At 69.1% G+C, this 26,876-nt stretch carries 27 protein-coding genes; 8 read left to right on the forward strand and 19 right to left on the reverse strand.

The window, feature by feature from the left end; translation table 11 throughout:
• Window positions 1–39 precede the first annotated feature (39 nt).
• On the forward strand, window positions 40–2,388 hold the full coding sequence (locus tag LPC10_RS21525; protein ID WP_231347114.1) for a PAS domain-containing hybrid sensor histidine kinase/response regulator: 2,349 nt from the start codon (window positions 40–42) through the stop codon (window positions 2,386–2,388).
• Between the two features lie 130 nt (window positions 2,389–2,518).
• Here the strand turns inward: LPC10_RS21525 and LPC10_RS21530 are convergent, their stop codons facing one another.
• Complete coding sequence (locus LPC10_RS21530) at window positions 2,519–3,949, reverse strand: PLP-dependent aminotransferase family protein (RefSeq protein ID WP_231344290.1); 1,431 nt, start codon at window positions 3,947–3,949, stop codon at window positions 2,519–2,521.
• Window positions 3,950–4,069: 120 nt separating this feature from the next.
• On the opposite strand from LPC10_RS21530, the gene LPC10_RS21535 reads away from it, so the two are divergent.
• Window positions 4,070–4,969, forward strand: coding sequence for a DMT family transporter (locus tag LPC10_RS21535; RefSeq protein ID WP_231344291.1), 900 nt, complete (start codon window positions 4,070–4,072; stop codon window positions 4,967–4,969).
• A 9-nt stretch (window positions 4,970–4,978) separates the two neighbouring features.
• On the opposite strand, the gene LPC10_RS21540 is transcribed toward LPC10_RS21535, so the two are convergent.
• Together LPC10_RS21540 and LPC10_RS21545 are read right to left on the reverse strand one after the other, a co-directional pair.
• Window positions 4,979–5,656, reverse strand: coding sequence for a response regulator transcription factor (locus tag LPC10_RS21540; protein WP_231344292.1), 678 nt, complete (start codon window positions 5,654–5,656; stop codon window positions 4,979–4,981).
• A gap of 293 nt (window positions 5,657–5,949) precedes the next feature.
• The gene (locus LPC10_RS21545) at window positions 5,950–6,480 is read right to left on the reverse strand and encodes a GNAT family N-acetyltransferase (RefSeq protein ID WP_231344293.1); all 531 of its coding nucleotides are present in this window, start codon (window positions 6,478–6,480) and stop codon (window positions 5,950–5,952) included.
• Window positions 6,481–6,657: 177 nt separating this feature from the next.
• On the opposite strand from LPC10_RS21545, the gene LPC10_RS21550 reads away from it, so the two are divergent.
• Window positions 6,658–7,095 (forward strand): DUF983 domain-containing protein, encoded by a 438-nt coding sequence (locus LPC10_RS21550; protein WP_231344294.1) that lies wholly within the window; start codon window positions 6,658–6,660, stop codon window positions 7,093–7,095.
• 81 nt (window positions 7,096–7,176) lie between these two features.
• Here LPC10_RS21550 and LPC10_RS21555 read toward each other — a convergent pair whose 3' ends face one another.
• A complete protein-coding gene (locus LPC10_RS21555; protein WP_231344295.1) occupies window positions 7,177–8,919 on the reverse strand; it encodes an L-lactate permease in 1,743 nt (580 codons plus the stop codon).
• 301 nt (window positions 8,920–9,220) lie between these two features.
• Between LPC10_RS21555 and LPC10_RS21560 the strand changes: the two genes are divergently transcribed.
• On the forward strand, window positions 9,221–10,144 hold the full coding sequence (locus LPC10_RS21560; RefSeq protein ID WP_133089695.1) for a manganese catalase family protein: 924 nt from the start codon (window positions 9,221–9,223) through the stop codon (window positions 10,142–10,144).
• 47 nt (window positions 10,145–10,191) lie between these two features.
• Here LPC10_RS21560 and LPC10_RS21565 read toward each other — a convergent pair whose 3' ends face one another.
• The 7 genes from LPC10_RS21565 to yajC all read right to left on the reverse strand — a co-directional run bounded on the left by LPC10_RS21565 (window position 10,192) and on the right by yajC (window position 15,404).
• Entirely contained in the window at window positions 10,192–10,566 is a 375-nt protein-coding gene (locus LPC10_RS21565; RefSeq protein WP_231344296.1) for a helix-turn-helix domain-containing protein, read from the reverse strand.
• Between the two features lie 21 nt (window positions 10,567–10,587).
• On the reverse strand, window positions 10,588–10,842 hold the full coding sequence (locus LPC10_RS21570; protein ID WP_231344297.1) for a type II toxin-antitoxin system RelE/ParE family toxin: 255 nt from the start codon (window positions 10,840–10,842) through the stop codon (window positions 10,588–10,590).
• A 90-nt stretch (window positions 10,843–10,932) separates the two neighbouring features.
• The gene (locus tag LPC10_RS21575; RefSeq protein ID WP_231344298.1) at window positions 10,933–11,829 is read right to left on the reverse strand and encodes a phytoene/squalene synthase family protein; all 897 of its coding nucleotides are present in this window, start codon (window positions 11,827–11,829) and stop codon (window positions 10,933–10,935) included.
• Between the two features lie 28 nt (window positions 11,830–11,857).
• Complete coding sequence (locus LPC10_RS21580) at window positions 11,858–12,256, reverse strand: Mth938-like domain-containing protein (RefSeq protein WP_231344299.1); 399 nt, start codon at window positions 12,254–12,256, stop codon at window positions 11,858–11,860.
• A 101-nt stretch (window positions 12,257–12,357) separates the two neighbouring features.
• Window positions 12,358–13,299 (reverse strand): protein translocase subunit SecF, encoded by a 942-nt coding sequence (gene secF, locus LPC10_RS21585; RefSeq protein WP_108941930.1) that lies wholly within the window; start codon window positions 13,297–13,299, stop codon window positions 12,358–12,360.
• 106 nt (window positions 13,300–13,405) lie between these two features.
• On the reverse strand, window positions 13,406–15,007 hold the full coding sequence (gene secD / locus LPC10_RS21590) for a protein translocase subunit SecD (protein ID WP_108941931.1): 1,602 nt from the start codon (window positions 15,005–15,007) through the stop codon (window positions 13,406–13,408).
• A 64-nt stretch (window positions 15,008–15,071) separates the two neighbouring features.
• Window positions 15,072–15,404 (reverse strand): preprotein translocase subunit YajC, encoded by a 333-nt coding sequence (gene yajC / locus LPC10_RS21595; protein ID WP_108941932.1) that lies wholly within the window; start codon window positions 15,402–15,404, stop codon window positions 15,072–15,074.
• Between the two features lie 236 nt (window positions 15,405–15,640).
• Between yajC and LPC10_RS21600 the strand changes: the two genes are divergently transcribed.
• Window positions 15,641–16,519: an ATP-binding protein gene (locus LPC10_RS21600; protein WP_231344300.1), complete on the forward strand. Its 879-nt coding sequence runs from the start codon at window positions 15,641–15,643 to the stop codon at window positions 16,517–16,519.
• A gap of 125 nt (window positions 16,520–16,644) precedes the next feature.
• Here the strand turns inward: LPC10_RS21600 and LPC10_RS21605 are convergent, their stop codons facing one another.
• The 4 genes from LPC10_RS21605 to serS all read right to left on the reverse strand — a co-directional run bounded on the left by LPC10_RS21605 (window position 16,645) and on the right by serS (window position 20,975).
• Complete coding sequence (locus tag LPC10_RS21605) at window positions 16,645–18,006, reverse strand: murein hydrolase activator EnvC (protein ID WP_231344301.1); 1,362 nt, start codon at window positions 18,004–18,006, stop codon at window positions 16,645–16,647.
• A 186-nt stretch (window positions 18,007–18,192) separates the two neighbouring features.
• Complete coding sequence (locus LPC10_RS21610; protein ID WP_231344302.1) at window positions 18,193–18,891, reverse strand: protein-L-isoaspartate O-methyltransferase; 699 nt, start codon at window positions 18,889–18,891, stop codon at window positions 18,193–18,195.
• 33 nt (window positions 18,892–18,924) lie between these two features.
• Entirely contained in the window at window positions 18,925–19,689 is a 765-nt protein-coding gene (gene surE, locus LPC10_RS21615) for a 5'/3'-nucleotidase SurE (protein WP_231344303.1), read from the reverse strand.
• Entirely contained in the window at window positions 19,689–20,975 is a 1,287-nt protein-coding gene (gene serS / locus LPC10_RS21620) for a serine--tRNA ligase (RefSeq protein ID WP_231344305.1), read from the reverse strand. Before serS ends, surE begins: the two co-directional genes overlap by 1 nt.
• 479 nt (window positions 20,976–21,454) lie before the next feature.
• On the opposite strand from serS, the gene pqqA (LPC10_RS21625) reads away from it, so the two are divergent.
• Together pqqA (LPC10_RS21625) and pqqA (LPC10_RS21630) are read left to right on the forward strand one after the other, a co-directional pair.
• A complete protein-coding gene (gene pqqA, locus LPC10_RS21625) occupies window positions 21,455–21,544 on the forward strand; it encodes a pyrroloquinoline quinone precursor peptide PqqA (protein ID WP_015857429.1) in 90 nt (29 codons plus the stop codon).
• Between the two features lie 62 nt (window positions 21,545–21,606).
• Complete coding sequence (gene pqqA, locus LPC10_RS21630) at window positions 21,607–21,696, forward strand: pyrroloquinoline quinone precursor peptide PqqA (protein ID WP_015857429.1); 90 nt, start codon at window positions 21,607–21,609, stop codon at window positions 21,694–21,696.
• 39 nt (window positions 21,697–21,735) lie between these two features.
• On the opposite strand, the gene LPC10_RS21635 is transcribed toward pqqA (LPC10_RS21630), so the two are convergent.
• The 4 genes from LPC10_RS21635 to LPC10_RS21650 all read right to left on the reverse strand — a co-directional run bounded on the left by LPC10_RS21635 (window position 21,736) and on the right by LPC10_RS21650 (window position 24,173).
• Window positions 21,736–21,909: a hypothetical protein gene (locus tag LPC10_RS21635; protein ID WP_231344306.1), complete on the reverse strand. Its 174-nt coding sequence runs from the start codon at window positions 21,907–21,909 to the stop codon at window positions 21,736–21,738.
• Window positions 21,910–21,928: 19 nt separating this feature from the next.
• Window positions 21,929–22,447 carry a transcriptional regulator LdtR gene (gene ldtR / locus LPC10_RS21640; protein WP_108941938.1) on the reverse strand — a complete coding sequence of 173 codons (519 nt, stop codon included), beginning with the start codon at window positions 22,445–22,447 and terminating at the stop codon, window positions 21,929–21,931.
• A gap of 161 nt (window positions 22,448–22,608) precedes the next feature.
• Window positions 22,609–23,076 carry a DUF6163 family protein gene (locus tag LPC10_RS21645; RefSeq protein ID WP_231344308.1) on the reverse strand — a complete coding sequence of 156 codons (468 nt, stop codon included), beginning with the start codon at window positions 23,074–23,076 and terminating at the stop codon, window positions 22,609–22,611.
• A complete protein-coding gene (locus LPC10_RS21650; RefSeq protein ID WP_370644738.1) occupies window positions 23,073–24,173 on the reverse strand; it encodes an enoyl-CoA hydratase/isomerase family protein in 1,101 nt (366 codons plus the stop codon). Before LPC10_RS21650 ends, LPC10_RS21645 begins: the two co-directional genes overlap by 4 nt.
• Window positions 24,174–24,463: 290 nt before the next feature.
• Here LPC10_RS21650 and LPC10_RS21655 point away from each other — a divergent pair, with 290 nt between their 5' ends.
• Window positions 24,464–26,572, forward strand: coding sequence for a bifunctional diguanylate cyclase/phosphodiesterase (locus tag LPC10_RS21655; protein WP_231344309.1), 2,109 nt, complete (start codon window positions 24,464–24,466; stop codon window positions 26,570–26,572).
• Window positions 26,573–26,876 lie beyond the last annotated feature (304 nt).

Genomic DNA, 26,876 nt, shown 5'->3' on the forward strand with positions numbered 1-26,876 from the left:
CCCCTACAGAGCGGGAAGGTGCCGGACACCGGGCCGACCATGGCGGATTTCCGCAATCTCGCCGACGCGCTGCCGCAACTCGCCTGGATCGCCGAGGCCGACGGCAACCTCGTCTGGTACAATCGCCGCTGGTACGACTACACCGGCACCACACCGGCCGAGATGGCCGATCACGGCTGGCGCAAGCTGCACCATCCCGACCATCTCGAGCGCGCCGCCGCGCGCTTCTCCGCCTGCATCGCCGCGGGCGAATCGTGGCAGGACACCTTTCCGTTGCGCGGCAAGGACGGCCGCTACCTCTGGTTCCTGTCGCTGGCCGAGCCGGTGCGCAACGCCGAGGGCGTCATCGTGCGTTGGTACGGCACCAACACCGACGTCACCGAGACGCGCCTCGCACAGGACGCGCTCGGCCATTCCGAGCAGCGCTTCCGGGCGCTGGTCGATGCCTCGGCGGCCGTGATCTGGAACACCACGGCCACGGGCGAACTGTTGCCGCCCCAGCCGCGCTGGGCCGCCTATACCGGGCAGAGCGAGGAAGCCTACCAGGGCTGGGGCTGGGTCGATGCCGTCCATCCCGACGACCGGGCGCGGGCCGCCGAGGTCTGGGCCGAATGCGTCGAGGCGGCGAAGACCTACGAGGTCGAGTACCGCTTGCGCCGCCATGACGGCGTCTGGCGCGACATGGAGGTGCGCGGCGTGCCGGTGCTCGGCGAGGACGGCACCATCCGCGAATGGGTCGGGCTCAACATCGACATCACCGCCCGGAAGGAGGCGGAGGCCGCGATCGAGCAAGCCCGCGCCGCGGCGGAGGCCGCCAACCTCGCCAAGAGCCAGTTCCTGGCCAATATGAGCCACGAGCTGCGCACACCGCTCTCGGCGGTGATCGGCTATTCCGAGATGCTCGGCGAGGAGCTGGAGGATCTCGGTCAGGCCGAGCTGCTGCCGGATCTGCGCAAGATCGAGTCTTCGGCCCGCCACCTGCTGGGCCTCATCAATGATGTGCTCGACATCTCGAAGATCGAGGCTGGACGGTTGACGCTGGCGGCGGAGACCTTCGACGTGGCGACGCTGATCGAGGATGTCACCGCCGCGACGCAGTCGCTCATCACGAAGAAGCGCAACCATTTCCGCCTCGACGTCGAGGGCGATCCGATGATCGGCCTCGGCGCGATGCATCAGGACCAGCTCAAGCTGCGCCAGTCGCTGATCAACCTGATCGGCAACGCCGCCAAGTTCTCGGAAGACGGCGAGATCGTCCTCTCGGTGCGGCGTTTCCGGCAGGACGGTGCCGACTGGATGCGCTTTGCGGTCTCCGACACCGGCATCGGGCTGACGGAAGAGCAGATCGGCCGGCTGTTCGAGCGCTTCTCCCAGGCGGACGAATCGACCACGCGCCAGTTCGGCGGTACCGGCCTCGGGCTCGCCATCACCCGCGCCTTCGTCGAGCGGATGGGCGGCTCGATCGGCGTCGAGAGCACGTTCGGCGCGGGCGCGACCTTCACCATCCGCCTGCCGGCCGAACTCGCCGCCCATGAGGAGGAGGTGGAGGCGCAGAGCGTCGCCGCCCGCGTCCACGAGATCACCGAGGGCGAGGCGCATCTGCACGACGTGGTGCTGCTCGTCGACGACGATCCGGCCGCCCGCGACCTGCTCCAGCGCTTCCTCGAACGCGAGGGGTTTCGCGTTCGCACCGCCAACGATGGCCGGGCCGGGCTGACGTTGGCGCGGGCGTTGAAGCCCAGGGCGATCCTGCTCGACATCGAGATGCCGCGCATGGACGGCTGGGCGGTGCTGCACGCGATCCGCACCGATCCCGAGATCGCCGAGACGCCGGTGATCATCACCAGCGTGGTCAACGAGTTCAGCCTCGCCCACGTGCTCGGCGCCACCGACTACATGGTCAAGCCGATCGACTGGAGCGCGCTCAAGGACGCGATGGAGCGCTACCGCCCCGTCGACCGCGAGGGCAGCGTGCTCGTGGTCGACGACGATGCAGATGCCCGCGAGCGGGTGCGCCGCACGCTCCAGCGGGACGGCTGGCAGGTGCGCGAGGCCGAGAACGGCGCCGCCGCCCTGGAGAGCCTCGACGCTGAACGCCCGAGCCTGATCCTGCTCGACCTGATGATGCCGGTGATGGACGGCTTCGCCTTCCTGCGGGCGCTACGCGGGCGCCCGGACGGCGACAGCATTCCCGTGGTGGTGCTCACGGCCAAGGAGATCACCCCGTCGGAGAAGGAGAGCCTCGGACGGCAGGCCGACCGGCTGATCATGAAGGGCTCGATGAGCCTGTCCGAGATCGGCCGGCAATTGCGCGACCTCTACGCCCGGCAGGACGGCACGCCGCTGCCGGGACAGCTCCAGGGGCTGATCGACAAGCTGCCGCCGTAGGGTTCGGCCTGTCCGACCCGCCTCAGGGTGAGGAGGGAGAGCATGGCTTTCTTCGGTGCCGCGCTCCGTCATCCCAGTTTCGCTTGTCAGCGACCCGGAGTGACGGTGGCGGGGGGCTGGGCCGAGCCGATCAGCCGGAAACCGGATCAGCCCTTGCCTTATCAGCCCTTGCCTTCGCCATCGCCCGTGCCAGCCCCTCGTAGACCCGCGGATCGGTCATCTGCGCCACGTTGAAGCGCATGAAGCCGCCCGCCGTCTGCGCGACGCTGAACACGTTGCCCGGCGCCAGCACCAGACCCTCGGCCAAGCCGGCGCGGGCGAGCGCGCCCGCGTCCTGCCCCTCGGGCAGGCGGCACCACAGGGTGAAGCCGCCCCGCGGCACGATCCAGGGCGCGATGCCGAGCGGCTCCAGCCGGGCGGCAGCCTCCCGGCGCGTCCGCGACAGCCGGCGGCGCAGGGCCTCCAGATGCTTGCGGTAGCTGCCATCCGTGAGCGTGCCGGCGATCACCTCCGCGGCGACCGGGCTCGGGCCGCCGAAGCTCGTCGCCACCTGGAGATCGACCAGCGCCTCGATCCAGTCGGGACGCGCCGCGACGTAGCCGCAGCGGATCGAGGCCGAGAGCGTCTTGGAAAAGCTACCGACGCGGATCACACGGGCGAGGCCGTCGAGCGCGGCGAGCCGGGGCGAGGGCTCGGGCTCGAGGTCGGCGAAGATGTCGTCCTCGACGATGGTGAGGTCGTGCGCCGCCGCGAGCGTCAGCAGCCGGTGGGCGGTTTGCGGCGTGAGCGTCGCGCCGGTCGGGTTGTGGAGCGCGGAATTGGTGACGTAGAGGCGCGGGCGATGCTCGGCCAGCGCCGCGGCGAAGGCCGTGAGGTCGGGCCCCGTCGGCGTGTAGGGCACGCCGACGATCCGCACCGCGTGCACGCGCAGCAAGGCCTGGAAGTTGAAGTAGCAGGGATCGTCCACGATCACGGTGTCGCCGGGCCGCAGCAGGAAGCGGCCGATCAGGTCGATGGCCTGCGTGCCCGAGGCCGTGAGCAGCACTTGGTCCGCGCCCAGGTCGATCCCCTCCCCCGCGAGCCGGCGCACGAGGTGACGGCGCAGGGTGAGCGCACCGCGGGCGGCGCCGTAATCGGTCAGCACCCCTTCCCCGGCCTGCTGCGCGAGACCGCGCACGGCCCGGCGGATCGCTGCATTCGGCATCCATTCCGCCGGGAGCCAGCCGCAGCCCGGCTTGAGCATGTCCGGCCCGGCATCGAGCGATTGGCGCGAGACCCAGAGCGGATCGATCGCCCGGTCACGCCGCGGCTCCGTCTCGCTCAGCGCCAGCGGCGAGACCGCGCCCGAGACGAAAAAACCCGAACCCGGCCGGGCCCGGATCAGCCCCTCCGCCGCCAGCCGGTCATAGGCCTCGACCACGGTCGAGGGCGAGACGCCCATGGTCGCCGCGAACCGGCGGATCGAGGGCAGCTTTTCGCCCGGAGCCAGCGCCTGGGTGGCGAGCTTGTCGCGGATCGCCGCCATCACTGCCGCCGTACGGCCTCCGATCTCATCCGTCATGGTGCGATTGTTCAGGCATATCGGTGCAAAGAGCCATACAGTTTGGATCAAGCCGTACGGGACTGTATCTGTCACTGCCAGGGTTCGTCATCTAGCCTCGCATCGCCTTCGAGACGAACGATGCCCGAACATCACACGAACAATCCAAGCAGCAAGCGATGGGAGGGGTGGGGCCACGGCCTTCTCGGCGTGATCATCTTCAGCGGGTCGCTGCCGGCGACGCGGGCGGCGGTGAGCGGCTTCACGCCGCTCTTCCTCACCGCCTCGCGGGCGGTGATCGCCGCCGGACTCGGCGCCGCGCTGCTCGCCCTGCTGCGGCAGCGGCGGCCGGCGCGGGGCGATCTCGGGCCGCTCGCGGTGGTGGCGCTCGGCGTGGTGGTCGGATTTCCCCTGCTGACGGCCCTGGCGCTGCGGCACATTACGTCGGCCCGCTCCATCGTCTTCATCGGCCTGCTGCCGCTGGCCACCGCCCTGTTCGGCCTGCTGCGCGCCGACGACCGTCCGAAGCCCGCCTTCTGGCTGTTCTCGGGCGCGGGCAGCCTGTTGGTCGTGGGCTTCGCCCTGGCGCATGGCGATGGCGGCGACCTCACCGGCGACGGGCTGATGCTCGGCGCGATCGGGTTGTGCGGCCTCGGCTATGCCGAGGGAGCCCGGCTCTCGCGCCGGCTCGGCGGCTGGCAGGTGATCTCCTGGGCGCTCCTGCTCGCCGTCCCCGCCATGGCGGGGCTGGCCCTCGCGACCTGGCCCGAGACTTGGCCTGAGATCTGGGCCGGGATCGGGCTGCGGGCCTGGATCGGGCTCGGCTACGTCTCGGTCTTCAGCATGCTGGTCGGCTTCGTGTTCTGGTATCGCGGGCTGGCGCTCGGCGGCATCGCCGGCGTCGGGCAATTGCAATTGCTCCAGCCCTTCCTCGGCCTCGCACTGGCCGGCCTCCTGTTGGGCGAGCCGGTCGAGGGCACGATGGTCGCGGTCGCCGCCGGGGTAGTGCTCTGCGTCGTCGGCGCCAAGCGCTTCGCCTGAGGGGGCGCGTCAGAAGCCGGCCGTCTGATCGAAGTCGAGATAGGCGGTCTCGATCACGATCTGCGTCCGGCTGATGACTTCGAGCTTGCGCAGGATCTCGGAGACATGCGCCTTCACGGTCGAATCGCCGACCTGCAGCTCGTAGGCGATCTGCTTGTTGAGCTTGCCCTGGCGGATCATGCCGAGCACCCGCATCTGCTGCGGGGTCAGGCGGGCGACCCGCTCGGCGATCGGCGCCTTGTCGCTCCCCCGTGCCGGGGGCGGCGCGGCGGCAAGGTCGGGCGGCATGAACAGGGCGCCGCCGAGCACCTCGGAGATCGCCCGCGTCAGGGTCGCCTTGTCGACGGCCTTCGGCACGAAGCCTGCCGCGCCGTGGCGCAGGGCCTCCTGCATGACCCGCGGTTCGGTGACGCCCGAGACGATCAGGATCGGCACGCGGGGAAAGCGCGCGCGGATCGTCGTGAGGCCCTCGAACCCGGTCACGCCCTGCATCGAGAGATCGAGCAGAGTGAGGTCGATGGCGGGGTTCTGGCCTAAGATCTCGCAGGCCGCACGGATGCCGTCGGCCTCGTGCAAGGCCGCTTTCGGAAAGGCCAGCGCGATGGCGCTCGCCAGCGCCTCGCGGAAGAGCGGATGGTCATCGACGAGGAGGAGGCGTAGGGCGCCCTCCCCCGCAAGGACGGGCATGCCCCCGATCTCCCGGTCGCGATCCGATGCGGAATCCGATGCTGCGGTGGCCGTCATCGCGGGTCGTGCCTTCCGGCGGGGCCGGCCTGCGGTCCCATCCCGATTCTCATAGGGCATTTCGGGCGCGCCCGCTTCCCGATCTTTGGTCCAATGCGAGGCGCCCTGTGCCAGGAGATAAGGCCGAGGCGGCCGACTGTCGCGCCTCCGCTCGATCAGGGCTCTGTCCCGGCCCCGCCCCGGACACCCGAAGGGACCTGTCCTTTGGACACCGGCGATGGGCGAAGCGTCGGCCGTCACGCGCTTTCGAGGATAAGTTGGCGACGGCCCGGCCGGTGCCCGTCCGCCCCGGTCTCGCGGAAACCGACTTTGTGCAGCAGGCCCCAGGAGGCGACATTGCCGGGGCGGCACTCGGCCACGACGACCCGGTGCGGGAAGCAGCGGCGCAGGCAATCGAGGGTCGCCAGGACGGCCTCGGTTCCGAAGCCGCGCCCGCGGGCGCCGCCCGCGATCCAGTATCCGATCTCGACCGCTCCCTCCCCCCGCAGATGCGCGCCCACGACCCCGATGAGCGGGGCGGCCTCCTCGCGGCTCCAGGCCCCCAGGAAGCGGTCGCGCCCGTGCCGGCCCGACGCGATCAGCGCCTCGGCATCCGCCAGGGTGAAGGGCGTGGGGAGGAAGTCGACCGCGCCGGTGATCGCCGGATCGTCGGTGAGCCGGTGCAGCGCCGGCGCATGCTCCGGCCCGAGCGGCGCGATCGCCAGGCGCGCGGTGTCGAGGCCGGGCAGGTCGATCAGGCTGTCAGGGCGGCCGCGGCGGAGGAACATGGCTGGGGACTGTGGTGGCGCGGGTGACAGTCTCAACGTGTGGACGCAGCCGGTTAATCCCGCCTGTCTGAGAAAAATCTCGGCTCGAAAAAATCCTGCTACTCCCGCATGGGTGGTGTGCGGGCCGGCTGCGCGAACCATCGCGGGGGGCGCCGGTTGCCCCGCCAGGAGACCATGATGACCGAGACCCGTGACGAGACCCGGTACGAGCCCCAGGCGCCGCTGGCCGTGGCGGCGCGCAGCGCCTGCCCGCGCTGCGGCCGGGGCCACCTGTTCAAGGGATTCCTGAACATCGCCCCGCGTTGCGACGTGTGCGGGCTCGACTTCTCCTTCGCCGATCCCGCCGACGGTCCGGCCTTCTTCGTGATGATGACGACGGCGATCCCGGCGGTCGCCTTCGGCCTGTGGCTGGAGCTGACCTACGACCCGCCGATGTGGCTCCACTTCGTCCTGACGCTGCCGGTGGTGCTGATCACCTGCACCCTCCCCTTGCGCTTCTTCAAGGGCTGGCTGGTGGCGAGCCAATACGTGCACCGGGCCGAGGAGGGACGGCTCGCGCGGCCGGCCGCGGCCTCCGCACCGGCCGCGAACCCCGACGCGCCCGGGCCGCGCTGACCCCGGCGGGACCGGTCGGAATCGAAAAGCCCGCCCCGAGCGCTCGGGGCGGGCTTCGTCATGCGGTCGTCGACCTGAGCGTCAGTGCGCGGCGGGCGCGAGGCCGGCCGGTGGGTGGATCACCATCTCGGTGAACGGGTAGACGTAGGCCTGGAGCATCACGAGGCCGCCGACGAGGCAGGCCAGCACGATCGAGTGCCAGAACACGAAGCGCAGGATCTTGCTCTCCTGGCCGAAATAGCCCGTCGCCGTCGAGGCCACGACGATCGACTGGGCGTCGATCATCTTGCCCATCACGCCGCCGGACGAGTTCGCCGAGGCCATCAGGATGCCCGACAGGCCGAGCTGCTCGGAGGTGATCCGCTGCAGGCCGCCGAACAGCACGTTGGAGGCGGTGTCCGAGCCCGTCAGCGCGACGCCGAGCCAGCCGAGAAGGGTGCCGAAGAACGGGTAGAGGATGCCCGTGCCGGCGAAGGCCAGACCCAGCGTGGCGTCGACGCCGGCGTAGCGGGTGAGCACGCCGAGCGCGAGCATCGCCGCGATGGTGATGAGCGAGTAGCGCAAGACCCAGATCGTCTCGAAATAAGCGGTGACGAGACGCACCGGCGAGAAGCGCATGATCAGGCCGGAGATGATCGCGGCGAACAGCACGCCCGTGCCGGTGTAGGACATGTAGGTGAAGTTGAAGATCGCGGCCTCGGCCTTCGGCGCGGCCTCCACCGGCGGCACCTTCATGATCATGTTGTGCAGGCCCGGCACCTCGTATTTCCACGAGAAGATCGGGTTGACGATGCCCTTGAACCAGCCGGTGCCCCAGATCGCGACGATGATCGAGAGGATGATCCACGGCACCCAGGCCATGAGGATCTCCTGCGAGGAGGCGGTGCGGCCGCCGAGCTGGACCTTCGGCAGGTCGCTGGGCACGCCCGCGCCGAGCGAGGCGGGCCGGGGCTCGCCGTAGCCGATCGACGGGTCGTGGCCGCGCAGGGCCGGAGAGGTCCAGACCTGGGCCGGACGCCAGACCTTGAGGAAGGCGACCAGCGCCGCCATCGAGACCAGCGAAGCGCCGATATCGACGATCCAGGGGTTGATGTAGTTCGAGATCAGGAACTGCGCCGCGGCAAACGAGATGCCGCAGACCGCGATCGGCGGCCAGATCGCCATCATGCCGCGGAAGCCTGCGAACACCCAGATCAGCCAGAACGGCACGATCACCGAGAAGAACGGCAGCTGGCGGCCGATCATCGCGCCGAGCACGTAGGGGTCGTAGCCCGTCACCGAGGCCAGGCCCTGCACCGGAGCGCCGAGCGCGCCGTAGGCCACGGGGGCGGTGTTGGCGATCAGCGACAGGCCCGAGGCGGCCAGAGGCGAGAAGCCGAGACCGATCAGGATGGCGCCGGTGACGGCGACCGGGGTGCCGAAGCCGCCCGCGCCCTCGAAGAAGGCGCCGAAGGCGAAGGCCACCAGAAGGAGCTGGATGCGCCGGTCCTCGGTGATGCCGGCCACCGATTGCTGGAGGATGGCGAACCAGCCCTTCTCCACCGTCAGGCGGTAGAGAAAGATCACGTTGAGGATGATCCAGCCGATCGGGAACATGCCCGTGACCATGCCGAGGATCGTGGCGCGCACGGCGAGGTCCGTCGGCATGCCGAAGGCGACCACGGCGACGAGGAAGGCAACGACAAGGGCAAGAACGGCGGCGATGTGCACCTTGATCTTGCCGCTGGCGATCATGCCGAGCAGAGCGATGACCGGCAGCGACGCGACGAAAGTCGAGAGCCACTGATTACCGAATGGATCGTAGACCTGATTCCAGGGTGTCACGGGCTTGGCCCTCCTCCCATGCCCCGATCTTGCGCCGGGACCTTCTGGAGTAGGGTGCTAGCAGAGCTGCCAAGCCCGCTCAACGCGCGTCATGATGTATTCAATCCGTGTCCCGAGCGATGTTTGCCGGGTGACGTTTTTTGGCACCGCGGGCGATGAAGCGCGCGGAAGACCAGCCGGTGGGCGGCATCACGCGGGTGTGAGCAATTGTTTGGGACGGGCGAGGAACAGGGCCGGGCACCGCCGGTTCCCGCTGGACGCCTCCGGGCTACTCCGAACGCAGCGAGAGGAATATCCTCCCATGTTCATGCGCGTCGACAAGCTACAGGCCGAGCTTCCCGCCCCCAAACGCAGGGATCCGAACGCGGCCGCCGCGCTGCAGGAGCTGCTCGGTGGCAAGTACGGCGAGATGTCCACGCTCGGGAACTACATGTTCCAGAGCTTCAATTTCCGTAGCAAGGACAAGCTCAAGCCCTTCTACAGCCTGGTGGCCAGCATCACGGCGGAGGAACTCGGCCATGTCGAGCTCGTGAGCAACGGCGTGGCCATGCTCAACAACGGGCCCGACAACGACGGCGATACGACGGATGGCGGCGATATCTCGGGTGCGCCCTTCGAGGACATGAAGGACATTCGGCTGGCCGCGGCCTTCCTCTCGAACGGCGGCGGTGCGGCGCCGATCAACAGCAACGGCGCCTCGTGGAACAACGACTTCATCACCTCGACGGGCAACGTCGTCGTCGATCTCCTGCACAACTTCCACCTCGAATGCGGCGCCCGGCTGCACAAGCTTCGGGTCTACGAGACGTTGTCGGACCCGACCGGCCGCGAGGTCTGCGGCTACCTGCTGGTGCGCGGCTCGGTCCATGCCCACGCCTACGCGCTGGCGCTCAAGCAGATCACCGGCGTCGATCTCGACAAGTTCCTGCCGACGCCGAACATCAACCTCGACAAGATCCCCGAGTGCCAGAAGTATCTGCAGGAGGGCTCGCACCGCCGCCTCTACACCTGGAGCCCGAACGATTACCGCGACATCGCCGGGATCTGGAACAGCGGCGAGCACGCCCTGCCCGGCGATCCGCCGGGTGAACTGGAGGTCGTCGAGGGCATGCCCGACGGCGGCAAGATCCACCAGCTCACCGGTATCCCCTCGGCCTTCGCGCCGGACTACGCGCCGGAGGAGATGTTCGAGATCGCGCAGAAGCTGACGAAGAAGGCGCGCTGAGGCGCTGCTCGGTGGCCGGCGACGTCGGCCGCCGAGACTACGGGGGATCAGCCCGCGAGATCGTTCAGGGAAACCCTGAGAGCCCCTGCAAGCTTGCCATACGTTTCGATGGTGCCTTCCCGCGCGCCCGTCTCGATCTGCGACAGGTAAGCCTGCGCGAGACCGGCTTGCTTCGCGAGCGCGGCCCCGCTCAGGCCGCGGTGTTCACGCCAGACACGGACACGGTTTTCGCCGGACAGAAGACGCTCCACGACGGAAGCTGGAACCAGTTCCTCCTCGCCCGCAGCGATCTTACGCCGGAACTCCGCGACGGCGGTACGGTCGGCGTTGTCTTCGGCCGCTGCCACCAACGCTTCGAAATCCGATTCCGGCATAAGCACAAGACGCTCGCCGCCGGGGGTGGTGATGATCCGCGTGTTCATGGTTGTCGTATCCTTCGCCACTCAGTCGTACGCGTCGCCCCGTGGTGCGATCCTGATGACGGCAATCACGACGCCTTCCTCGGTGAAGAGAACACGCCAATCTCCAACCCGCAGGCGTAGGATGCCGGGCTCGCCCCGGAGAGCCTTCACGTTGTTGGCAAGTGACGCAGGGTCGGCTGCGTATTGTTCGATCTTGAGGCGGATCTTCCGGGAGACGTCGGCTGGGAGCCGGATCAAAGCCTGCACGGCAGCTTTGCTGTAGACGACCTCAGCCATGCATCGTGCATAGCAGAATGCTATGAAATAGCAATTCGCTATTATGCGCGATCGCAGATTCCGGTGGCCTTCAGCGGTCGCGCCGTCTTTTTAGCGCCCCGTGCGCGCCGCCCGCCACAGCCGCCACAGGCGGCGCCAGCGGGCGATCTCGATCACGCTGTTGAGCGGGTCGTAGCCGGGACGCTCCATCGCCGCGAGATACGGTTCGACCAGCGCCGTCGGCAGGAAGGCGGGCCGGGCGGCCGGGGCAATGGTGGCACGGGCCGCCTCGTAGGCGGCGAGATGGCGCCGCGCCAGCGCCCGCAATTCGGCGCAGGTGCGCACCAGTCCCGGTCCGCCGCGGCCCGAGACGATGTCCTCGCGGGTGACGCCGTTCTGGCGCAGCAGGTCGCCGGGCAGGTAAACCTGCCCCTGGCGCGCGTGCCACGGCAGCGAGCGCAGAAGGCCGGTGATGCCGTAGGCGACGCCGGCATGCCCGGCCGCCGCCGCGCCGCCGGGTTCGGCCCCTTCCGCGAGCACGAGGCCCGAAAGGCGGATCAGCGCCGAGGCGGTTTCGCCGCAATAGCCCTCCAGATCGTTCACCCGCGGCATCGGGTCGTCGTAGAGGTCGAACACGCGGGCATCGATCAGGTCGACAAAGGGCTGGCGCCCGAGGCGGCGGGTGACGATGGCGTCCTCCAGCGCCGCCGCGACCGGGTTGGCCCGCACGTCGCCCCGCGCCTCGCCCTGGAGCGCGTCGCGCCACCATTGCAGGCGGATCTCGCCGGCCATCGGGTTCGTGGCGGCCTCGCGGATGCGGGCGATGGTCAAGCTGAAGGCGGCCAGCGCGAATAGGTGCGGGCGGAAGGCGGCGGGCGCGAACAGGGCCGCGAAGTAGCGATCCGGGTCGCCCTCGCGCACCAGCTCCTCGCAGTGCCGGAAGGCGAAGGCGAGCCCGTCATGGCCGGCCTCCGGGTTCGTCTCGGTTCGGGTCTCGGGGCGCGTCATGGAGCGGGGCTCATGCGGCGTTCGACAGTCAGGTGACGGCGATCAGCGCGGCCGCGACCTTGCGGTTCTCGGCCATCAGGATGTTGTAGGTGCGTGCCGCCGCTCCCGTCTGCATGGTGTCGAGGCCGATGCCTGCGGCCTTGAGGCGCTGGCGCAGGGAATCGGGCAGGAAGACGATGTCGGCGCCCGTGCCGATCAGCAGCAGCTCGATCCCGTCGGCCTCGGCGAGGATGGGGGCGAGGCTCGGCCCGTCGATGGCGCCGGGCTCGCTCACGTCCCAGGCGCGCACGCCCGAGGGCAGCAGCAGGATCGAGCCGCGATGGGACATCTGCCCGAAGCGGAAACCGCCATTGCCGTAAGCGTCGATGCCGTGGCGGCCGGGCAGGAAGCCGTCGTGGATCTGACCCGGGACCCGTCCCTCGCTCACGCCGCGTCTCCCCTCATCCCGGATCGGACGATGTCGGACGCCCGGTCACCGACCGCTTTTCGCCGGCTGCGACGGTGCCGCGGGCGTTTTGCGGCAGACACTTACTCGGCCGCCTGCGGAAGGCCCGCCTGCTGCGACGCCTTCGAGCCCGACAGGCGCAGGCCGATATAGATCAGCGCCGGAGTCGAGACGAAGATCGCCGAATAGGTGCAGATCACCACGCCGCAGAGCATCACCACGGCGAAGCCGTTGATCGCCTCGCCGCCGAACAGCACCAGCGCCACCAGCGACAGGGTGGTGGAGAGCGAGGTCATCACCGTGCGCGACATGGTGGAGTTGATCGAGAGGTTGAGCAACTCCACCACGGGAATGGTCTTGTAGCGGCGCATCAGTTCGCGGGTCCGGTCGAACACGACCACGGTCTCGTTGAGCGAGTAGCCGACGATGGTGAGGATCGCCGCGATCGAGGTCATGTTGAACTCGATGCGGGTGATGATGAACACGCCCACCGTCAGCACGATATCGTGCAGGGTGCCGACGATGGCACCCAGCGCCAGCTCCCGCTCGAAGCGGAACCACAGGTAGACCAGCACGGCGAGCACCGAGAGCACGACGCCGATCGTGCCGGACTGCACCAGCTCGCCCGAGACGCGCGGACCGACCGTCTCGGTGCGGCGGAAATCGTAGCCGGCGTCGAAGGCGGCGTGCGCCTTCTGCATCACCGCGGTCTGGCCCTGCTCGCCGGCCTGAAGGGGAAAGCGCACCAGCACCTGCCCCTGGCCGCCGAGTTCCTGAACCTCGGTCTCGCCGAAGCCGAAGCCGTTGGCGGTGTGGCGGATCTCGGCGACGTCCGCCGTATGGCCGGGCTTGGCCTGAAGCTCGACCAGGGTGCCGCCCTTGAAGTCGATGCCGTAATTGAGCCCGACGGTGATGAACAGCACGAGCGTCACGACCGACATCACCGCCGAGAGCGGGAAGGTGACGCGCCGGAACCGCATGAAGTCGAAATGCGATTCGTCGGGCCAGAGGCGAAGCAGGCGCATGGTCGGTCTCGGATCATGAAGGCCGGCGCGCGGCGCCTTGAGCCTTACGAAGCGGTATCGCGGCCCACGCGGTGCGGGCCGCCTCAGGTCCCCGGGCGGGGTTCGATCAGAACGGCAGGGCCTTGGGCCGGAGCCAATTGTACCACACCGCGATCATCATGCGCGTCAGCGTCACGGCGGTGATGACGGTGGTGAGGATGCCGAGGATGAACACCACGGCAAAACCCTTCACCGGGCCGGAGCCCATGAAGAACAGCAGCAGGGCGGCGATCGCCATGGTCGAGTTCGAGTCGATGATGGTGGCGAACGCCCGGTCGAAGCCCGCCTGGAGCGCTGAGACCAGGGAGCGGCCGGATCGGGCCTCCTCGCGCATGCGCTCGTAGATCAGCACGTTGGAATCCACCGCCGTGCCGATGGTGAGCACGATGCCGGCGATGCCGGGCAGCGTCATCGTCGCCTCCAGCACCGACATCAGGCCGAGGATCAGGCCGACGTGGACGATGAGCGCGATGTTGGCGATGAAGCCGAAGGTGCCGTAGGTCGCGAACATGAAAGCGATGACGAGTCCGGCGGCGACCAAAGTCGCCATCTTGCCGGCCTCGATCGAGTCGCGGCCGAGACCGGGGCCGACGACGCGGCGCTCGACCACGGTGAGCTTGGCCGGCAGCGCGCCCGCCCGCAGCAGCACCGAGAGGTCGTTGGCGTCCTTGACGGTGAAGTTGCCGGTGATCTGGCCCGAGCCGCCGGTGATCGCCGAGCGGATCACGGGGGCCGACTGGATCACCCCATCGAGCACGATCGCCATGCGGCGGCCGACATTCTCCGAGGTCGCCTGACCGAAGCGTTGCGCCCCGCGCAGGTTGAACTTGAAGCTCACCATCGGCTCGTGGGTCTGCGGGTCGAAGGCCGGCTGGGCGTCGGTGAGGTCGCTGCCGTCGGCCATGACGCGGCGCTCGACCGGCACCTTGGCGCCGCCCTCGTCCTTCGAGGGCAGCATGTCGACGTCGCCCGAGGGCGAGTCGGCCAGCATGCGGAATTCGAGCTTGGCGGTCTTGCCGAGCTGGTCCTCCAGCTCCTGCGGGTTCTGCAGGCCCGGCACCTGGACAAGGATGCGGTCGGCGCCCTGCTGCTGGATCGACGGCTCCTTGGTGCCGCCGAAATCGATGCGCTTGCGCACGACCTCGATCGCCTGGCTGACCGCGCGACGGGTGCGGTCGTTGATGCCGGCATCCGTCAGGACGAGCTGGATCGTGCCGTTCTCGGCCTCGTTGACCGAGAGCGTCTGACCGCCGGCGGCCAGCGGATTGTTGATCGGCTGGGCGAGCTCGCGCAGCTTTGGCAGCACCTTGGCGCGGGCCGCCGCATCGGGGATGCGCAGCTCGACGCCGCGGTTGATCACGCGGATGCCGCCCTCGGGCGAGACGGAGGCCTCGCGCAGGATGCGGCGCACGTCGTCGCGCAGGCCCGTGACCATCGAGCGGACGAGGTCGGGCTGGTCGATCTCAAGCAGGATCTGCGAGCCGCCCTGGAGGTCGAGGCCGAGCACGATCGCCCGCTGCGGGATGATCCAGCTCGGGAACCACGACGGCAGGGAGGCCATGAAGGCCTTGCGGCTGTCGGCCGGGATGAAGCTGGGCACCGCCAGACTCAGGCCGATCAGGATGACGGCGAGCGTCGCGACGATCTTGGTTTTCGAGAAGCGCAGCATCCGCCCGGTTCCGACTTGTCTGTCATGGGTGCCGGCTATGCCGGCCGGCACACGCCTGTGGCGCTCAGGAGGCCTTGACCGGGGCGCCCTTGACGCGGACCTCGGAGATCATCGTGCGCACCACCTTCACGCGCACGTTCGGGGCGATCTCGACTTCGATCTCGGAGGCGTCATCCGCGACCTTGGTGACCCGGCCGACGAGGCCGCCCGTGGTCACGATGGTGTCCTCGCGGCGGACGTTCTTCACCATGTTCTGGTGATCCTTGAGCCGGCGCTGCTGCGGGCGCAGGATCAGGAAGTACATGATCACGAAGATCAGGACGAAGGGGACGAATTGCAACGCGACGTCCGCGCCGCTTCCGGCACCGGTTCCTTGCGCGAAGGCGGGGGTGATCAACGCCGAACACTCCTGATCGAGGGCATGGGCTCGTGAGGCCCGGCGACGCCGGAGCCTTGCGACGACGAGCCTGCCGAAAAGCGCGCGGACTATAGCGAGGGGCGATTCGAAAGCAACGGCGGGGCGATGCATCCGGGCCCGCGGTGCGGCGGTTCCCCTTTTTTCCGGCATCCGCCTACAAGGCGCCACCTCAGCGAGGGCCACCGCCCTCCCCCCGCAACCGGACCCGTCCAAACATGGCCCCAGAGCCGACCCCCGCCGACCTCCTCCCGCTCCTGGAGCGGATCGCCGCAGCCCTGGAGCGCGCTGCGCCCCCCGCCGTCCCGAAGGTGGACACGCGTGCCGCCGACGCCTTCCTGTGGGGGCCGGAGCGCAGGCTGATCCCGGTGCCGCGGGTCAACCGGGTCGAGATCGGCATCCTCACCGGCATCGACCGCGCCCGCGACACCCTGGTCGAGAACACCGAGCGCTTCGCCCGGGGCTTGCCAGCCAACAACGCCCTGCTCTGGGGCGCGCGCGGCATGGGCAAGTCCTCGCTGGTCAAGGCGGCGCATGCCGAGATCAACGCCCGGCGGCCGGAGGGCAGCCTGCCGATGAAGCTCGTGGAGATCCACCGCGAGGACATCGAGGCGCTGCCCGAGCTGATGAGCCTGCTGCGCAACGACCCGCACCGCTGGCTCGTCTTCTGCGACGACCTCTCGTTCGATGCCGACGACACCTCGTACAAGTCGCTCAAGACCGCGCTCGACGGCGGCATCGAGGGGCGGCCCGGCAACGTGCTGTTCTACGCCACCTCGAACCGGCGCCACCTGCTCGCCCGCGAGATGGTCGAGAACGAGCGCTCCACGGCGATCAATCCGGGCGAGGCGGTGGAGGAGAAGGTCTCGCTCTCGGACCGCTTCGGCCTCTGGCTCGGCTTCCACAAATGCAGCCAGGACGAATATCTGGCGATGATTTCCGCCTATGTGGATCGCTACGCCCTCGACGTGGCGCCGGAGCGGGTGCGGGCCGAGGCGCTGGAATGGGCCACCACCCGCGGCTCGCGGTCGGGGCGCACGGCGTTCCAGTTCATCCAGGATCTCGCCGGGCGGCTCGGGCAGCGGCTCGACGGGTAGCTCGGAATGCCGTGCATCCCCTCTCCCCACACAGGGAGAGAGGGGATGCGGCTGAAGACGAGGTGGTCTGAACGAAAATGGCGGCCCCGCAAGGAGCCGCCTTTTGACTGTAGGCGTCGGAAAAATCAGCCGCCGAGATGAGGCATCGGATCGACCGGGGTCGCGCCCTTGCGCAGCTCGAAGTGGAGCTGGGGCGAGGTGACGTTGCCGGTCGCGCCCGACTTGGCGATCGTCTGGCCGCGCTTCACCTTCTCGCCGGGGCGCACGTCCAGCTCGCCGTTATGGGCGTAGGCCGAGACGTAGCCGTTGTTGTGCCGCACCAGAACCAGCTTGCCGTAACCCTTCACGTCGGAGCCGGCATAGGCGACCGTGCCGTCCTCGGCCGCCTTGACCGGGGTGCCCTCGGGCACGGCGATGTTGATGCCCTCGTTGCCGCCCGAGCCGTAGCCGTTGATGATGCGGCCCTTGGCCGGCCAGCGGAACGACTCGGCTGGGGCCTGCGGGGCCGCCGACGGGATCGGGGCCGAGGCGTCGGCGCTCGCAACCTTCACCGGAGCGGCCGGCGCCGTCTCCTTCGCAGGCGCCTTAGCCGCTTCCTTGGCCGCTTCCTTGCTCTCCTTGGCCGCGGCCTTGGCGGCCGCTTCCGCGGCGCGGGCCTCGGCGAGCTTCTTGGCGGCGTCGGCCTTGGCCTGCTTGGCCTCGGCCTCGGCCTTGCGGGCAGCCTCGGCTTTCGCAGCTTCCTTGGCGGCGTCCTTCGGATCGACCTTCGTCTCGATCTTGGCGACCTTCTCGGTCGCCTTCTGACCCGGGCGCGGATGCTTGGCGGCCTCGGCAGCCTTCTTCGCCTCGGCGGCCTTGTCGGCGGCGAGCTTCTTCGACTGCGCTGCCTTCTCCGCAGCCTTGGCTTCCGCCGCCTTCGCCTCGGCGATCTTGGCGGCGGCGGCCTGCCGCTCGGCTTCGCGGCGGGCGTCGAGCGCCTTTGCGGCAGCGGCCTCGGCGGCGCGCTTCTCCGCAGCCTTGTCGGTGGCCTTGTCCGCGGGCTTGCCGAACTGGAGCTTGGGCTGCGGTGCCGGGGCGGAGGCGCGCGGCGTCATCGCGCGGCTCGCATCCGGGTTCAGGCCGGACACGCTGCTCGCCATTCCGCCCGAGATCGGCTCGGCCGTCGCGACGCGGGTCGCGGTCTTGGCCGGGGCGGCGCTGATCGCACCGGGGCGCGGCGACAGGGCCGGCCCGGGAGCGGGCAGCGCCTGGGACTGGATGCGCGGCGTGCGGATCGCCGGAGCGGCCGCCATCTCGCTATCCGCGCCCTCCTCCGGCAGGCTGCCGGTGGCCGAGGGCTCGCCGGTCAGCGAGGAGAAGGGGTTGGTGAAGGGATCGCCGAGGCGCGAGGCGTCCGACGAGCAGGCGGCGGTGCCGCCGCCGATCATTCCGATAAGGGCGAAGCGCGACAGCGTCCTCAAGCCCAGAACTTTCCCCCGAACCCGCATCGACGCACCCGCTTGAACACTGACGCAACGTGATGCGCTATTCAAACGGGATTCAGGTTAAGCAACCGTTCCCGAGATCCTCACACGGATCGATTTCGCGCCTGATCCGTAAAGGTTGAGGAATTCTCGCGACGCTGCCGATCCCGTCTTCGACCCGCGCGGCCCACCCCGTCGACGCGGTCCGGGCTACGGCGCGAGCACCCGCCCCGAGGTGAGGGGCCCAAGGCGCAGGGCCGGTCCTTCCGTCCGCGCGAACGCCGCCGCGCCGTCGCGGGTCAGGGTCACGAGCCGGCTCCCCCGCCCGCTCCAGAACCCCGCCACCAGCCGCCCGCCGGATTTGAGCGCGGCGGGAAGGTGCGGCGGCAGCGCGGCGAGGCTGCCGTTGAGGAGGATGCGGTCGTAGCTCCCGCCGCGCACCACCTCCGGCGCGAGCCCGTCGGCGGCCTCGACACTCGCCGCGTCGAAGTCGCGCCCGAGATGGGCCCGCGCGGCGCGGGCGAGCCCCTCGTAGCGCTCCAGGCTCCGCACATGGGCCGCGCCGAGCTGAACCAGCAGGGCGGTGACGTAGCCGGTGCCTGTGCCGACTTCCAGCACCCGGGCGCCGGGAGCGACGTCGAGGGCGCCGAGCAGGGCGGCGACCACGCTCGGCGCGGTCATGGTCTGACCGCAGGCGAGCGGCAGGGCGATGTCGCGCCGGGCATGGGCGCGCAGGGCCGGCGGGGCGAAGCGCTCCCGCGGCACCCGCTCCATCGCCCGCAGCACGGCGGTGTCGCGCACGCCCCGCTCGCGCAGGGCCAGCACGAAGGCGGCGTTGCCGGTCGCCTCCGCCAGCCCCCTCGCCAGCCCCTCGGCCGATCCCTCGGGATCGTCGGCCTCAGACGGCATGGGGCCCCGAATGGCCGGAGCGACCGCCCCCGCTCACGTCCGGAAGGCCGCGGCGAAGCGGGTCAGTTCCGGCTCGTCGGTGAGGTCGAGCCGCAGCGGCGTCACCGAGATGCGGTTCTCGGCGATCGCCTTGAGGTCGGTGCCGTTGCCCGGCTCGAACCGCGCCTTGGCAAAGGCGAGCCAGAAATAGGGGTTGCCGCGCCCGTCGTGGCGGGCGTCGATCTGCAGCAGCGCCTGGTTGCGCTGGCCCTGCGCCGAGACCGCCACGCCCTGCACCTGATCCGGCTCGCAATCGGGAAAGTTGACGTTGACGAGGATGCCGGGCTCGATCCCGATCTCCAGGATCTTGCGGATCACCCCTGCCCCGTGCGCGGCGGCGCAGGACCATTTCAGGTTGGCCCGCCCGCCCGCGCCGTAGGCCTGGCTCAGCGCGATCGCGCGGATGCCGAGGATGGTGCCCTCCATGGCGCCGGCGATGGTGCCGGAATAGGTCACGTCCTCGGCGACGTTCTGGCCGCGGTTGACCCCCGACAGCACCAGATCCGGCCGGTGATCCTTGAGGATGTGCGACACCCCCATGATCACGCAGTCGGAGGGCGTGCCCTTCACCGCGAAGCGCTTGTCCGAGACCTGCCGCAGCCGCAGCGGATCGTTGAGCGAGAGCGAGTGCGAGACGCCCGACTGGTCGTATTCGGGCGCGACCACCCAGACGTCGTCGCTGAGTTCGCGGGCGATCCCCTCCAGCGTCTCCAGGCCCGGCGCGTGGATGCCGTCGTCGTTGGTGACCAGGATGCGCATCAGTGGTTCGGTCCCTCGATCCGGTTCAGGCCGCCCATGTAGGGCTGGAGCACCGACGGGATCGTGACGCTGCCGTCGGGGTTCTGGTAGTTCTCCATCACGGCGATCAGCGCGCGGCCGACCGCGACGCCGGAGCCGTTGAGCGTGTGGACGAAGTTGACGCCCCTGCCCTCCTTGGCCCGGTAGCGCGCATTCATCCGCCGCGCCTGGAACTCGCCGCAGACCGAGCAGGACGAGATCTCCCGGTAGGTCTGCTGGCCCGGCACCCAGACCTCGATGTCGTAAGTCTTTTGGGAGGCAAAGCCCATGTCGCCGGTGCAGAGCGTCATGACGCGGTAGCTGAGATCGAGCTTCTTCAGCACGGCCTCGGCGCAGGCGAGCATCCGCTCGTGCTCCTCGTCCGACCTCTCCGGCGCGGTGATCGAGACCAGCTCGACCTTGTTGAACTGATGCTGGCGCAGCATGCCGCGGGTGTCGCGCCCCGCCGCCCCGGCCTCGGCGCGGAAGCAGGGGGTGAGCGCAGTGTAGCGGAGAGGCAGCTCGTCCTCGGCCAGAATGCTTTCGCGCACGAGGTTGGTGAGCGGGACTTCGGCCGTGGGGATCAGCCAGAAGCCGTCGCCAGCCGCGAACTGGTCGTCACGAAACTTCGGCAACTGCGCCGTGCCGAACATCGCTTCGTCGCGCACGAGGACGGGCGGGACAACTTCGGTGTAGCCATGCTCGCTCGTATGCAGGTCGAGCATGAACTGGCCGAGCGCCCGCTCCAGCCGGGCGAGCTGACCTTTCAGCACCACGAAGCGCGAACCGGAGAGTTTCGCGGCGGCCTCGAAATCCATCAGGCCGGTGGCTTCGCCGAGTTCGAAATGCTGGCGGCCTTCCGCCAGGCGCGCGCGAGAGGCGTCGAAGCGGCGGTACTCGACATTGCCGTGCTCGTCGGCGCCGGGGGGCACATCCGCCTTCGGCCGGTTCGGGATCGCGGCGAGGCGCGCATCGAGGACCTTGGCCGCCTGCGCCTGCGCCGCTTCCAGGCCCGGCGCCTCTTCCTTCAGGCGGGCGACCTCGGCCATCAGTTCGGCGGCGCGGGCCTCGTCCTTCGCCTTCTTGGCGGCGCCGATCTCCTTGGACAGCGCGTTGCGCCGCTCCTGGGCCGCCTGCGCCGCCGAGACGGCGCCCTTGCGCGCATCGTCGAGGGCGATCAGCTCGGCGCTCAGGGGCGAGAGACCGCGGCGCTCCAGATCGCGGTCGAAGGCCTCCGGATTCTCGCGGATGGCGCGGATGTCGTGCATATCGGGGCTCTCGAGATCTTGTGCGCGCGAGGGCCCCGCTTTGCCGCATCGCCCCCCGCATCACAAGAGTGGGTACGCTGGCGCGCGCCGGGTCGCGGGCATCCGATCCGGGTCGGCGGGGGTGCGCCGTACCGGATTTCCGATAAAATGAGCCGGGAGAGAGTGGCAAGGATCGCTGCGCATGATCCCGCCACTCCGGCTTGTGGATCACGGCGATCGGCACCACATCGTTGATAATCCCGGCACTTTTCCGCGCCTTTGACGGGAGGCGGCCTCTCTCGGATACCGAGTTGGGCGTTCCTGAGAGCTATCTATGAGAAATATAAGTGTAGGGTCCGCTTGAATTGCGCCCAACGGATCGTCTATATCAAGGGCGTCGAACACGAGGGGCTCGGTGAACAAACGGCCACCACCTCAGTTCGAGGTGGGACGGTCCTGGGACCGACCTTCGTATTCAAATTGTCATCAGGAGACACGCCATGAAGTGGTCTGCCCCCGTCGTTGCCGAGATCTGCGTCGGCATGGAAGTCACCTCCTACGAGTCCGCCGAGATCGACACCTTCAACTGAGAAGGTGCCGCCGGCTTCGAGCCGGTCCGGCTTTCATTCATTCGTCCAGCAGGAGAAACGTCATGAAGTGGTCTGCTCCCGTCGTTGCCGAGATCTGCGTCGGCATGGAAGTCACCTCCTACGAGTCCGCCGAGATCGACACCTTCAACTAAGAAGGCTGTCGCCGGACTCATCCGGTGAGATCGAGGGCGTCACCCGAACAGGGTGGCGCCCTTTTCGTTTGCAATGACGCGGCGAGAAGCATGAAGGCCGAAGGGTTCTTGGCTGAACCCTTCGGCCTTCATGCTTTCGGAATTGCTCGGTTCGAGGCTTCCTGCACCCGTCATCGCCTCGCTGACGCTCGCGATGACGGGAAAAGTCTGCATCAATCCTCGGGAGGGTCGATCACAGCCGGTAGCGGATCTGGTCGGTCCAGAAGCGCTCCAGGCGGGAGAGCGCGAGGTTGAGACGGCCGAAATCGTCCTCGGAGATGCCGCCGATCGGCTGGATCGTGCGGGCGTGCTTGTCGTAGAGGCCCTGGATCAGGTCGTGGACCTCGCGGCCCTTCGGGGTCAGGCTGATGCGCACCGAGCGCCGGTCGGTCTTGGAGCGGGCGTGGTGCAGGAAGCCGGCCTCGACCAGCTTCTTGACGTTGTAGGACACGTTCGAGCCGAGATAGTAGCCCTTGGAGCGCAGCTCGCTCGCGGTCAGCTCCTTGTCGCCGATGTTGTAGAGCAGTAGCGCCTGGACGCTGTTGACGTCCTCCCGGCCACGCCGGTCGAACTCGTCCTTGATGACGTCGAGGAGGCGGCGGTGCAGCCGCTCCACGAGGTGCAGCGCCTCGAGATAGGAGCCGGCGGCGCCCTGGGCTTCGGGGGCGGCGTCGGTGGTCTTGAGGGCGGTGTTGGCGGCCTTCGTGCTCATCGTGATGCCTTCCTGTCGATTCGTGCCGGCTCTTGCTGGCCGGCCTCGCTTATGAGGTGAACCTAGCCCCCACCGATGAAAGCCGATTTAAGCGACAGGATGAACTCGCGATTTACTTCTGTCGGTAAATGCAAAATGAAACGATGATGTTGACCTCTTGTTCAGCCTACATCGCGGGCCGCCAGCCAGGATAACACGAAGTAAACGGCGACAATGCTTGCCTGCACTGCGATCAGCGGCATCGACATCGGCAGGAGCTGCGGCGTCAGCAGGGCCAGCGTCAGCGCCGAGGTCGCGGCGAGCAGCCAGACCACCCCGCCCCAGGCGCTCGTCAGCCACAGGCCGACCGCCGCCACGAAGTCGATCACCGCGAAGTAGACGATCGCCGATTGCCGGCCCATCGGCAGGTCGGCGAACGGCGTCCGGCCGGGGATCAGGTCCAGGATCTCGCCCCAGGTGGCGAGCCCCTTGGCGAGCCAGATCAGGGCGGTGATCCGCATGAACCAGACCAGCACCACGTCCCAGCGGGTCTGCGCCCGCGGGGCGGTGCCCTCGATCCGGTCGCCGTTCCCGGCACTTGCCCGCCCGCGTCCGTCGAGGGTGGTGCCGACCTTGGCGAGCGCCTTCACGACCGGATTCCCGCGGCCGGCGCTGCGTCGCGCGGGCCCTGGCTGCCGTCGAAGCGCGGCTCGGCGGGATCGGGCGGGTCGAAGGCGGTCTCGATCGCCGCGCCGTCGACGTCGTCCAGGGTGGCGGGTTGCCAGGCCGGCCGGTTGTCCTTGTCGATGATCACCGCCCGCACGCCCTCGTAGAAATCATGGCCGCGCATCACCCGTTCGGCCAGCCGGTACTCGGCGAGCAGGGCCTCGGCGAATCCGAGTTCGCCGCCCCGGCGCATCAGCGCCTGGGCGATGGTCAGGCTCGTGGGCGAGCGGGTGCGGATCGTCTTCGCGCTCGCCGCCGCGAAGGCGGAGCCCTCCCCCGCCGCCGCGTCGAGGCGGGCGACCACCTCCGCGACGGTGTCGGCGGAAAAGCAGGCATCGATCAGCGTCCGCTCGGCAACGAGGGGGCCGGTCTCCGGTGTCGGCGCATCGAGGCCCTCGAAGGCGCGGGCGATCGCCCCGCCGCCCGCGAGCCGCTCGATGAGGGTCTCGAAATCGGCCGCCCGCGCCGCGTGGGTCGCGAGCCCCACGGCCAGCGCGTCGCCCGCGCTGATCCGGGCGCCCGTGAGCGCGAGGTAGCGCCCGGTGTAGCCGGGCAGGCGCGGCAGGGCGTAGGTCGCGCCGACATCGGGGAAGAAGCCGATGCCGGTCTCGGGCATGGCGAAGCTGTAGCTCTCGGCGGCCACCCGCACGTCGCCGTGGAGCGAGAGGCCGACCCCCCCACCCATGACGATGCCCTCGATCAGGGCGATGTAGGGCTTCGGAAAGGTCTTCACGGTGGCGTCGAGCCAGTATTCCCCGCGCCAGAACGCCATCACGTCGGCGTGGCGCCCGGCCCGGCCGAGCGCGTGGATCTGACGGATGTCGCCGCCGGCGCAGAAGGCGCGCCCGCCCGAGCCGCGCACCACCACCCGGGTGACCCGCGCATCCGCGGCCCAGGCCCGGAGTTGGCGGTGCATCGCCTCCACCATCGGCAGGGTCAGGGCATTGAGCGCCTTCGGCCGCTTCAGGGTGATCAGCCCGGCCTCTCCGCGGGTCTCGAAGGCGATGTCGGGCTCGGCCAATTCCGCGCGCACGTCCTCTCGCGAGATCGCTTGCCCGCTCTCTTGCCCGCTTCCTTGCCCGCTCCCTCGCCCGCCCGACATTCCGCGCTCCACCGCCGTGCTCCACTCCGCCATGCCGCCCCCCGCGCGGATGTCCGCTGCGCGGCCGCGCGGGCCCCTTAGACGAACTCCCGGCGGCAGCGTCAACGCTGCGCGGCGATGCCTTCCGCCCTGCGTTGTTTGGCATTTTATTCACATTTGTTTGGTTAGCTTTTCTTCATGAGCGCAAGCCCCGTTGCCGGGTGGAGTCGATGAGCTGCCCCTATCTCGATCCGCTGCCGGCCGATCTGGGCGAGATCGAGCCGCTGTCGTTTGCAAAGATGATCGAGGTTCTCCCCATCGGCGCGATGACCTGCGACCTGAGGACCTTTACGATCGACTACGCGAATGCCTGCTCGATCCAACTCCTGCACACCATCCGCGACTCGCTGGATTTCGATCCGGAGCAGATCGTCGGAACATGCATCGACGTCTTCCACCGCCACCCCGGCTATCAGCGCGGACTGCTCTCCAACCCTGACGCCCTGCCCCACAAGGCCCGCATCCGCTTCGGCGAAGAGTGGCTCGACCTGCACATCCATCCGCTGCCGGACTCGCAGGGGCGCGTCGTGCGCGCGCTGCTGGTCTGGGCGATCGCGACCGCGGAGGTGGCCAAGGAGCACGAGGAGTACAAGCTCCTTCGCATGATCGACGACATGCCGGTGGCGGTGATGACGGTCGATCCGGCGAGCTTTGCGATCACCTACATGAACGAGACCTCGAAGCGCACGCTCTCGCAAATCGAGAACCTGCTGCCGGTCAAGCCGGACGCCCTGCTCGGCCAGTCGATCGACATCTTCCACCGCCACCCGGAGCACCAGCGCCGCCTCCTGGCCGATCCGCGCAACCTGCCCCATCGCGCCCAGATCAAGCTCGGACCCGAGGTGCTGGATCTGCAGGTCTCCGCGGTGACGGGGACGAGCGGCGACTATATCGGTCCGATGCTGACGTGGTCGGTGATCACCCACCAGGTCGCTGCCGAAGCGCGGATCCAGCAGCTCGCCCACTACGATACCCTCACAGGGCTGGCCAACCGCACCACCTTCCGCGAGCATCTGGAGGCCGCCCTCAGCCGGCCGCAGCCCTGCCACGGGCTTCTGTTCATCGACCTCGACGGCTTCAAGCTCGTCAATGACGCCAACGGCCATCTCGTCGGCGACGCATTGCTGAAGCGGGTCGCCGACCGGCTGCGGGGGCATTGCCGCAGCCCGGAGGTGACCGTCGCGCGCCTCGGCGGCGACGAGTTCGCGATCCTGATCCTGGGCGGCGACACGAGGGCGGCGATGGACCTCGCCGAAGCCCTGGTGGAAGCGCTGGTCGCGCCCTTCCTGGTCGAGGACGAGCGGCGCTTGCAGATCGGCGCGAGTATCGGCATCGCGGTCGCACCCCTGCACGGGACCGACTCGGAAACGCTGCTCTCGCGCGCCGACATGGCGCTCTACGCGGCGAAAGCTGCCGGCAAGAACACCTTCCGCGTCTTCCAGCCGGAGATGGAGCAGCGGATGACGCAGCGGGTCCGCCTGGAGGCGAAGCTGCGGCAGGCGCTCGAAGAGAAGAACGGCCTGTTCCTGTTCTACCAGCCGATCACGGATATCCGCACCGGCCGGGTGACGGCGCGCGAGGGGCTGATCCGCTGGCACCATTCGGCGCGCGGCTGGATCTCGCCCGGCGATTTCATCCCGATCGCCGAGGAGAGCGGGCTGATCGACGAGATCGGGACCTGGGTGCTGCATCGCGCCTGCACGGATGCGATGAGCTGGGAGGACGAGGCGCGGGTCGCGGTCAACGTCTCGCCGCGCCAGCTCGGCACCGGTCGTCTGCTCCAGGCCGTGCTCGCCGCCCTCGTGGCCAGCGGCCTGCCGCCGCAACGCCTCGAACTCGAAGTGACCGAGAGCGCGCTGCTCAACGATCACGTCGATTGCATGGGCGAGCTGCGCCGGGTCCGCGGCCTGGGCGTGCGCATCGCGCTCGACGATTTCGGCACCGGCTTCTCGTCCCTGGCGCATCTGCGCGCCTTTCCGTTCGACAAGATCAAGATCGACGGCTCGTTCGTGCGCGACGCGACCAGCCGCCCGGATTGCGCAGCGATCGTCGGGGTCGTCGCGGATCTCGGCCGCCGCCTCGGGGTGACGACGGTGGCCGAAGGCGTCGAGACCGCAGCCCATCTGGCCCTCGTCACCGCGGAGGGCTGCAGCGAGGTTCAGGGCTACCTGCTCGGCCGTCCCGCGCCGCATCCGCGCGATGTCGCGACCATCGAAGGTCTCGTGGCGCACGCGGCCTATGTGCCGGAGGAGCCGAACGCCGACAACGAGGCCGCGTGACGACACCAACGGCGAAGGGCATGTGCGCGTCTCGCAGGCGGTCGGCTCCGACCTCGTCCACGCCCGAACCGAAACCGCATCGATCCAAGCGCATCAAGCTGAATGCGGCTCTGAGTTCTCTCATGATGCGCGTTGCTGCGGCAAACCGGTGTTCACCTCTCCGGCAGCCGCTTTAGGGTGTCACAACGCGCGCATTTGTTGTTGAGCCCTGCCCGTATCTTCTGCACCTTCGAAGGGCGGGGCGATGGTGCTTGGCCCATCGAGGCCGCGCGGACCGACGTCCCGGACGAGGCGGAAGGGATGG

The organism is Methylorubrum sp. B1-46, assembly GCF_021117295.1.
Taxonomy (GTDB): domain Bacteria; phylum Pseudomonadota; class Alphaproteobacteria; order Rhizobiales; family Beijerinckiaceae; genus Methylobacterium.